Origin of the sequence: Streptomyces sp. NPDC059398 (genome assembly GCF_042751845.1) — a bacterium.
In the GTDB taxonomy this organism is placed as follows: Bacteria; Actinomycetota; Actinomycetes; order Streptomycetales; family Streptomycetaceae; genus Streptomyces.
In genome coordinates this window covers 91,990-100,452 of the sequence record NZ_JBHYWP010000013.1, presented here as the reverse complement: position 1 = coordinate 100,452, position 8,463 = coordinate 91,990, and the positions used below count along the sequence as shown (strand labels likewise).

At 66.6% G+C, this 8,463-nt stretch carries 6 protein-coding genes and 2 pseudogenes; 5 read left to right on the top strand and 3 right to left on the bottom strand.

All coding sequences use genetic code 11. The features are described 5' to 3' along the window. Window positions 1–466: 466 nt before the first annotated feature. Window positions 467–1,600: a hypothetical protein gene (locus tag ACFXBC_RS07630; RefSeq protein ID WP_385019789.1), complete on the top strand. Its 1,134-nt coding sequence runs from the start codon at window positions 467–469 to the stop codon at window positions 1,598–1,600. 615 nt (window positions 1,601–2,215) lie between these two features. Here the strand turns inward: ACFXBC_RS07630 and ACFXBC_RS07625 are convergent. Both ACFXBC_RS07625 and ACFXBC_RS07620 read right to left on the bottom strand, forming a co-directional pair. Then, entirely contained in the window at window positions 2,216–2,578 is a 363-nt protein-coding gene (locus ACFXBC_RS07625) for a hypothetical protein (protein WP_385019787.1), read from the bottom strand. A 105-nt stretch (window positions 2,579–2,683) separates the two neighbouring features. Then, window positions 2,684–2,878 carry a hypothetical protein gene (locus ACFXBC_RS07620; RefSeq protein WP_385019785.1) on the bottom strand — a complete coding sequence of 65 codons (195 nt, stop codon included), beginning with the start codon at window positions 2,876–2,878 and terminating at the stop codon, window positions 2,684–2,686. 302 nt (window positions 2,879–3,180) lie between these two features. Between ACFXBC_RS07620 and ACFXBC_RS07615 the strand changes: the two are divergent. The 3 genes and pseudogenes from ACFXBC_RS07615 to ACFXBC_RS07605 all read left to right on the top strand — a co-directional run. Beyond that, window positions 3,181–3,429: pseudogene (locus ACFXBC_RS07615) on the top strand (hypothetical protein). Further along, complete coding sequence (locus ACFXBC_RS07610; protein WP_385019783.1) at window positions 3,426–3,827, top strand: DNA-binding protein; 402 nt, start codon at window positions 3,426–3,428, stop codon at window positions 3,825–3,827. Before ACFXBC_RS07615 ends, ACFXBC_RS07610 begins: the two are co-directional and overlap by 4 nt. Before the next feature lie 709 nt (window positions 3,828–4,536). Further along, a pseudogene (locus tag ACFXBC_RS07605) lies at window positions 4,537–4,671 on the top strand (DNA-binding protein); the annotation flags it as partial. A gap of 207 nt (window positions 4,672–4,878) precedes the next feature. Here ACFXBC_RS07605 and ACFXBC_RS07600 read toward each other — a convergent pair. Beyond that, the gene (locus tag ACFXBC_RS07600) at window positions 4,879–5,517 is read right to left on the bottom strand and encodes a DsbA family protein (protein WP_385019781.1); all 639 of its coding nucleotides are present in this window, start codon (window positions 5,515–5,517) and stop codon (window positions 4,879–4,881) included. A 143-nt stretch (window positions 5,518–5,660) separates the two neighbouring features. Here ACFXBC_RS07600 and pepN point away from each other — a divergent pair, with 143 nt between their 5' ends. Further along, on the top strand, window positions 5,661–8,243 hold the full coding sequence (pepN, locus tag ACFXBC_RS07595; protein WP_385019779.1) for an aminopeptidase N: 2,583 nt from the start codon (window positions 5,661–5,663) through the stop codon (window positions 8,241–8,243). The last annotated feature ends 220 nt before the right edge of the window (window positions 8,244–8,463 follow it).

The following is an 8,463-nucleotide window of genomic DNA, read 5'->3' as shown; positions in this document are numbered from 1 at the left end:
AGTGGAACCCGGCGCCCACCCGACACGACAGCCGGGCCATCAGCCCGCCTGCCACCAGCCACACAACCGAAACGGCCCGCCGAAGAAACCGACGGGCCGTCACGAAAGATCGAGGCTAGGGCGCCCGCGTCCTCCTCCGTGCGCCGCCCCACCCCATTTCTCCCCCAGCAAGGTCTGTCATCCGAGGCGGTAGTACCGATCCGCGGTCAAGCCCCGGCACGGAAGGGGCGCGCCACTCAGGTCCGGCAGCGCCGGAGCCAGGCCTCCACCCGTGATGACGTCAGCCACCAACGAAGTGGCTCGGCAAAACCGGCCTGAATTCCGAACACTCAATCGATACTCGCTAATAATTTTACATTAAATCGCCCGCTCTTCGTTCCCCCCGGCACGGACTCATCGACCCGCTTGACCCATTGCTCCGAAAAGGGTGACCATCTGCCTTGGGAAACCCCTAAGGAAGGGCACAATGACCACCCCACAAGGCAGTGCGAACGAAGCACCCGTCACACCCCTGTACAGCATGGCCAGATTCACGGAAATCGTCCGCTCGTGTCCGGGATTCTCAATGAGCCGGCATGGCGACAAGTGGGAAATCCGTACGGAAATCTCAACGAAACACTTCTTCGTGCCGGAAGAGGTGACCGGCACTCAGTATTTGGAATTCACGCACAAGCTCTATAAAATGAATTGGTGCCCCCCGTCCCGCCCCTGGCCCGGCGCCCCCTCCTTGTCGTTTGAGGACGTCTCTCCGACTGATGCGTGCGAGCTGCTGCTCCGAATCCCGTGGTACCAGCGCACCATGGAGGAACGCAAGGTCGAGGAATGGGCGGGCGCCATGCGCCGCAACGAGTGGAGGACCACCCATCAGGGGCTGGCGATCGACCAACAGGGGATGCTGTACGACGGACAGCACAGGCTGGCCGCCCAGGTGATTGTGGGGATCACGCTGCGCTACAGCGTGGCGCGTGGAATCGAGGGCGACACTTTCAATGTGGTCGACCGCGGGAAGATGCGCAGCAGCTCGTACACGTTCGCAGCCACCGGCGAGAAGGACGCCTTCAATCTGTCCGCTGCTCTGCGCCTACTGTGGATGTGGGAAAATCATCCGATCGAGAAGTGGAAAAACCGGTATCCGGTGTCGGATGACCAGCTCAAGGTGGTGCTGGACCGGCACCCGGAAATCCGGCACTCGGTGAAGCGGGGAAAGCCGATCCCGCGCGCGTCGGCACGTGCGACCACTCTCGTTCACTACCTGGCTACTCAGGCGTGCGGATCTTCCGAGGTCCCGGACCAGTGGTACGCGCAGCTGGGCACCGGGGAGAATTTCCAGCGACGCGACCCGGGACTGGTACTGCGCAACTACTTCCTCGGCGGGGAAATGACCGAAAAGGGAAATCGATCACCGGTAAGGGGCATGCAATCGGCTATCCAGGTCATGCACCTTTTCGCGACGGCATGGAACAACACCTGCACCGGCCAGCAGCGCGTTATCGCAAAGGCCTTTGGCAACTACGGTGTACCGGCCCTCAAGAGGCCGGGCCCGAACCATCTCTTTCGCTTCCCCATGAAAGATTCGGGAGAAACGGACATGCTGCCCTAGACGAACGCACGTAAGGTACCTCACGCAGAAGCCTCAGGCCGGTGGCCCGGGGCTTCTGCTGTTGTCCGGGCTGTCTCCGGATCCCGTATGACGGCACAAGGCGACCTCGACTGGGTTTCCTGTCGGGTTGATAGCTGTGCCGGACGTCAACATTCCTCGGCGCTCGGCTCGACGCGAAGCAGTGGGAACCTCCTTGGTATGTCCAGCCCGTGGTGGCGTCATGTGCCGCCGGTCGGGGGTTTCCGTGTACGCGGCCGGCCCCTTGCGGCGCTCCTTCGGCGGGCGACCCGCGCGGGCGGCAAGGCCCCGGCCCACGCTGCCGGTGTTTGCTCGATCCTGCACGCGTTTCGCGTCGGTTATGCAGGCCAGCGTCACGTTTCATGAAGCGTCAGCACCACCCGGTCACCGTCACACTCCGGACGGCAGCGTTCAACAATCTCGCGAGCGGTGCTCAGACTTCGCATAGAGACGTCGGGCGAACGTGTCCAGGGCAGTTCCGTAGCTGAAGGTCTCGTCGCCACTGGTATTCACTGCGACAACACTGCCGGCCCCTACCGCGTCGAGGTCGACGAGGTAGGGGCCCCCGCTCGACCCGACGCCCACGACGCAGGGGATTCACAGCAATGCACTACCCCGGTATTCTTGCGAATCGGCACCATCGCAGTACAGGTCCCTGTTCGTGTACGGGTAGCCGAAGAAGTGGGTACGAGTACCCGGCTCAGCCGTGAAAGAAATCCCCTGGACCCCGGTCACCTCGGAAATGCTCTTTCCGTCGTCGCTCGAGTTCACCTCCAGAACGGCAACGTCCAGGCCCTCGCCCTGCCGCTCCTCGGCCATCCGCACTCGGCGCACCGTGAAGCCGCCATAGGGGCTCTCGCCGTCATGGTAACCAGGCAGGAAGTAGAGCTGATGATCCCAGGTCGCTGACCGGAAGGACCCTCCACCATCCGACGTTCTGACACAGGGCGCGGCGATCATCACTCTGTTGGCGCCGACCACAGTCGCCGTGCAGGCGCCCAGACCGCCTCCTGTGTTCTGGGCGTACAGGCGACCGACAGTACGAGCGATGCCGCCGCCCTCCGTTCATTCAGGTTGCACGGCGTCACTGGTGGCATCCCCGTGGGCCACGTCTGCAATGCCCGTGCCGATCCAGTACGCCTCCACCCGCTTGCGCTCCTGTTTCGATGTCGTCGCGTCATGGACAACGATCTCCGGCCCGGACGTCGACACGTCCCCACCTCCGTGACCGCAGCCGACCGTTCCCAACGCGATCAGCACGGTCGCGACCGCACCAGCCCACGCGCCTGACCCCGCGCTCCAGGCCGGCAGGTTTGTCGGTCTGTCCGCGTTAACCACAACAATCCCGCCCCGTGTCGCGCCCTGGTTTCCGCGATCAGGTGGCTGACAGATCTTGCACCGGTAGCCCGTCCCACAACAAGAACTTCGCCAACTCACTTACCGTCGCATCACCGCGAGAGGGCGGTATCCAGGAACGCAGCACGAAGGCCCGTACGACTACAAGGCGAAATCCTGACGGTATTGGACAGATCCTTTGCCGCATACTGCGATATGCCTGCCGTATGTCCTCAACGACCCGCATCACCGTCACGCTCCCCAGCGACCAGGTGGCAAAGCTCCGCAAGCTCACGGACAACGTCTCCGGCTACGTGGCGGAAGCCGTAGCCCGTCAGATCCGGCATCAGCTCCTGGGCGAGGACCTCCGCCGCCATCAGGAAGAGCACGGACCCTTCAGCGACTAGGAGCTCGCCGAGGCCCGCGCGAAGATCTTCGGCTTCGCCGGTACCTCCAATGGCGCGGATGCCGCGTGAGTGAGCGCGTCGAAACAGTCGTCCTCGACTCCGAGGGGCTCTCCGCCTGGATCGTGCAAGACCGCAAGCTTCTCGCGATGCTTCAGGTCTTCCACGACATGGGAGCCGAGCTAGTGATCGGTGCGAATACCATCGTGGAAGTCAGCCACTCCCGTACCAACATGCCTCGCCTGAACTGGACCCTGTCCCGTATCAAGGTAGAACCGGTCACTGAACAAGCGGCGAAAGCGGCAGCGGAAATCCTCAAAGCCGCCGGGCTGCACGGGCACAAGTACGCCATCGACGCCAAGGCCGCCGAGGTCGCCCTGCGCCAGCCGAAACCCGTCGCCCTCTTGACCTCCGACAGCGACGACATGACCAAACTCTGTGGAGACCAGGTACGCATCATCCCTCTCTGACGCGCCCGACCACCCCCGAGCCCCCTGGCAGGGTCCGCTGCACCTCTACCCCGTGCCGCATCCGTGCCCAGCAAAGCAGACAGCAGCGGTCAGGTACAGCTTCCAGAGACCTAGCCCAAAACCCGCTGATTCCCAGGCTCAAGGCTTCCGCCACCGGAATACAAGGTCATCCCGGCCGACTGCCCGGAGATGCCCTGGTGGCAAGGCCACTTCTAAGTTCGGTCTGGCCGCTCAGGGCGAGCGGTAGCGACCCGGATCGGTGCCAGAACAACCGGTCAACAGCGTCCACCGCGAGCCACGCAGATACGACCCGGCCCCTCCAGACTGGGCCATTTTCACAGGTCAGCACATCAGTCACTCTCAAGCGATCCGCGATTCCCAAGCTCAGAGCGCGAGTTCGACTCTCGTCACCCGCTCTTCGACGGAGGCCCCGGTCAGCGACCGGGGCCTTTCGCTTGCCCTCAAGCGGCACCGTCCCGGGGGTCCTCAGCCCGCTGCGGACAGCTGGAGCGCGGGCCGCCCCCTTCTCCGTCCAGAGCATGCAGACTCGACCGTCAAGGCCGCCGCCACGAGGAGGAGCACGGCCCCTTCAGCGACTAGGGAGCTCGCCGGGGCCCGCGCGAGGATCTTCGGCACCGCCGGCCCCGGCAAGGGCGTGGACGCCTCGTGAGCGAGCGAGTCGAAACCGCCGTCCTGGACTCCGAGGGGCGGGCACAAATACGGCATCGACGCCACAGTCGCCGAGGTCGCCCTGCGCCAGCCGAAACCGGTAGCCCTCCTGACCTGCGACAGCGACGACATGACCAAGCTCTGCGGCAACCAGGTCCGCGTCATCCCTCTCTGACCCACCAGCCCGCCCGGACGGACGGAGCACGCACCTCGCAGGACTCGTTGCCCTGCCGGCCCTCGTGCTCCGTCCGTGCCCAGCAGAGCGGACAACAGCGGTCAGATGCGGCTCCCAGAGACCAGGGCCATCCACCTGCCCCATGCGAAATGCCAGTTCAGATCACCTTTGACAACCCAAGAACCGCTGATTCAGGGCATCAGATCCTCAGTCGAAGATCGGCCCCTCCGTCCGGGTCCGCTTGATCTCGTAGAAGCCGGGGACCGAAGCGACCATCAGGGTCCCGTCCCAGAGCCTCGCCGCTTCCTCGCCCTTGGGCGCCGGGGTGACGACCGGGCCGAAGAAGGCGATCTGCTCGCCGTCCGCGCCGGGGACCGCGATGACCGGGGTGCCGACGTCCTGGCCGACCCTGTTGATGCCGTCGTTGTGGGAGGCGCGCAGCTCCGCCTCGTAGTCGAACGGGCTCTGGTCCGCGTAGTCGAGCAGCTCTGCGGGCAGACCGACGTCGTCGAGCGCGGCCGCGATGGCCTCCCGGGTCGGGCCCTGGCCCTCGTTGTGGAAGCGCGTGCCGAGCGCGGTGTACAGCTTGCCCACGATCTCGTCACCGTGCTTCTGCTGGGCGGCGACGACGACCCGCACCGGTGCCCAGGCCTTGACGGTGAGCATCTCGCGGTACTCATCGGACAGCTCGTCCACCCGGTCCTCGTTGAGGACGGCCAGACTCATCACGTGCCAGCGGACCTCGACGTCGCGGACCTTCTCCACTTCGAGCATCCAGCGGGACGTCATCCACGCCCACGGGCAGAGCGGGTCGAACCAGAAATCGACGGGGGTCTTCTCGGACATGTCTCTCCTCGGGAGGCGCACTTCTGGACTGCGGCAACTCTTCCCTTCCAACGCCCTGGGACGACCCGGCCATTCCCGGATGCCGCCCGCGAGTGGCGCGTGGGAGGATTCGGACAACGGATCGTAAACACGAAGGAGTGCCCGTGCCCGGTGAGAACCTGTCCCGTGACGAAGCCCGGAGGCGGGCCGAACTTCTCTCCGTCGACGGGTACACGGTCGCCCTCGACCTGCGGTCGGCGGTCGGGGACGGCCCGGAAGGTGAGCCGCGCACGTTCCGCTCGGTGACGACGGTGCGTTTCCGCTCGGCCGAGGAGGGCGTCTCCACCTTCGCCGATCTGATCGCCCCTTCGGTCACATCGGTACAGCTGAACGGGCGGGAGCTGGACCCGGCCACTGTCTTCGACGGGTCCCGGATCGCGCTCGACGGGCTCGCGGCCGAGAACGTCCTCGTGGTGGACGCGCAGTGCGCGTACAGCAGGACGGGCGAGGGCATGCACCGCTTCGTCGACCCGGAGGACGGCGAGGTCTATCTGTACACCCAGTACGAGCCCGCCGACTCGCGCAGGGTGTTCACCAACTTCGAACAGCCCGACCTGAAGGCGCCCTACACCTTCGAGGTGACCGCGCCCGACGGCTGGACGGTGTGGAGCAACGGGACCGGCGAGCAGGCCGGCGGGGTGTGGAGCTTCAGCGAGACCAAGCCGATCTCGACCTACATCACCGCGGTCGTGGCCGGCCCCTACCACCACGTCACGGACGTCTACCGCCGGACCCTGGAGGACGGGAGCGAGCTGGAGATCCCGCTCGGTGCGCTCTGCCGCAAGGGTCTCGCCCGGCACTTCGACGCCGACGACATCTTCCTGATCACCAAGCAGGGTCTTGACTTCTTCCACGACCACTTCGACTTCCCGTACCCCTTCGGGACGTACGACCAGGCCTTCGTGCCCGAGTACAACCTGGGTGCGATGGAGAACCCGGGCCTGGTGACGTTCCGCGAGGAGTACATCTACCGCGGCAAGGTGACGCGTGCGGCGTACGAGCGCCGGGCCAACGTCATCCTGCACGAGATGGCCCACATGTGGTTCGGCGATCTCGTCACCATGGTCTGGTGGGACGACCTGTGGCTGAAGGAGTCGTTCGCGGACTTCATGGCCTCCTTCTCGATGGTGAACGCCACCCGCTTCACCGACGGCTGGATCACCTTCGCCAACAACCGCAAGACCTGGGCGTACCGGGCCGACCAGCTGCCCTCCACCCACCCGGTCACGGCGGACATCCGTGACCTGGAGGACGCCAAGCTGAACTTCGACGGGATCACCTACGCCAAGGGCGCATCGGTGCTCAAGCAGTTGGTCGCCTACGCCGGGCAGGACGCCTTCCTGGAGGGCGCCCGCCGCTACTTCAAGCGGAACGCGTACGGGAACACCCGGCTCGGCGATCTGCTCTCCGTGCTGGAGGAGACCAGCGGCCGGGACATGGTGTCCTGGTCGCGCTCCTGGCTCCAGACGGCCGGGGTCAACTCGCTGACGCCCGCCGTCGTCCACGACGCGGAGGGCCGCGTCACGGAGCTGTCCGTCCAGCAGGACGCCGCCGAGTCGCACCCCGAGCTGCGCCCGCACCGGGTCGCCGTCGGTCTCTACCGGGTCGAGGACGGGGCGCTGGTGCGGTACGCGCGTGCCGAGACCGATGTGTCGGGTCCGCGTACGGTCGTGGCGGAGCTGGCCGGTGCCGAGCGGCCCGATCTGGTGCTGGTCAACGACGACGACCTCACGTACTGCAAGATCCGCTTCGACGAGGACTCGCTGGACACGCTCCGCGCGCACCTCGGTGACATCACGGATCCGCTCGCGCGGGCGCTCTGCTGGTCGGCGCTGTGGAATCTGACCCGGGACGCGCTGATGCCGACCAGGGACTTCATCGACCTGGTGCTGCGGTTCGCGGGCCGCGAGTCGGACATCGGTGTGCTCCAGATGCTGCATGTGTGGGCGCGGGGCGCGCTGCTGCACTACGCGGCACCCGAGTGGCGCGAGGAGGGCGGGAAGCTGCTCGCCGAGGGTGCGCTGCGCGAGCTGCGGATGGCCGAGCCCGGCAGCGAGGCCCAGCTGACCTGGGCGCGGTTCTTCGCGGCCACCGCCGCGACGGACTCCGACTTCCAGCTGATCGAGGGGCTGCTCGACGGCTCGGCGAAGGTCGACGGGCTCGATGTCGACCAGGAGCTGCGCTGGGAGCTGCTGGCCCCGCTCGCCTCGCACGGTGTCGCCGACGAGCAGGGCATCGCGGCGGAACTGGCCCGGGACGACACCGCGTCCGGCAAGCGGCACGAGGTGCGCGCGCTCGCCTCGCGCCCGTCGGCTGAGGTCAAGGCCGAGGCGTGGGCGTCGGTCGTGGAGTCGGACACCCTCTCCAACGCGCTGGTGGAGGCGGTGATCGGCGGGTTCTCGCAGGGGTCGCAGCGTGAGCTGACCGCCCCGTACGCGCCGAAGTACTTCGCGGCCATCGAGCGCATCTGGGCCGAGCGTTCGATCCAGATCGGGATGCTCGTCGTGAAGGGCCTCTTCCCCGGGCTGCAGGCCCACCGGTCGACGCTGGACGCGACGGACGCCTGGCTCGACGCCCACCAGGACGCGGCGCCCGCGCTGCGCAGGCTCGTCCTGGAGGCCCGGGACGACCTGGCCCGTGGGCTGCGCGCCCAGGAGTGCGACGCCGGGGCGGGCCGGGCGGTCTGAGAGCGGGCCAGGGAGCTGAGGGCGGGCCGGGGGCTGAGGGCGGGCGTCCGGAGTCGCGGTGCGCGTGCGCGGTCCGCGTGCCGGCCGCGCGGTCTGAAAAGCAGCCGGCTGTTCCCTTCGCGGGGCCGGGCCCCGGGGCCGCACGGGGCCCGGCCCCCCCCCCCACCACCCCCCGAAACATTTTGACGGGTGTTGGGGGGTTTTGCCCACGATTGTTATA

Coding starts and splice junctions, on each gene's coding strand:
- ACFXBC_RS07630 (WP_385019789.1), top strand. CDS start 467: ATGACCACCCCACAAGGCAGTGCGAACGAAGCACCCGTCACACCCCTG.
- ACFXBC_RS07625 (WP_385019787.1), bottom strand. CDS start 2,578: ATGATCGCCGCGCCCTGTGTCAGAACGTCGGATGGTGGAGGGTCCTTC.
- ACFXBC_RS07600 (WP_385019781.1), bottom strand. CDS start 5,517: ATGTCCGAGAAGACCCCCGTCGATTTCTGGTTCGACCCGCTCTGCCCG.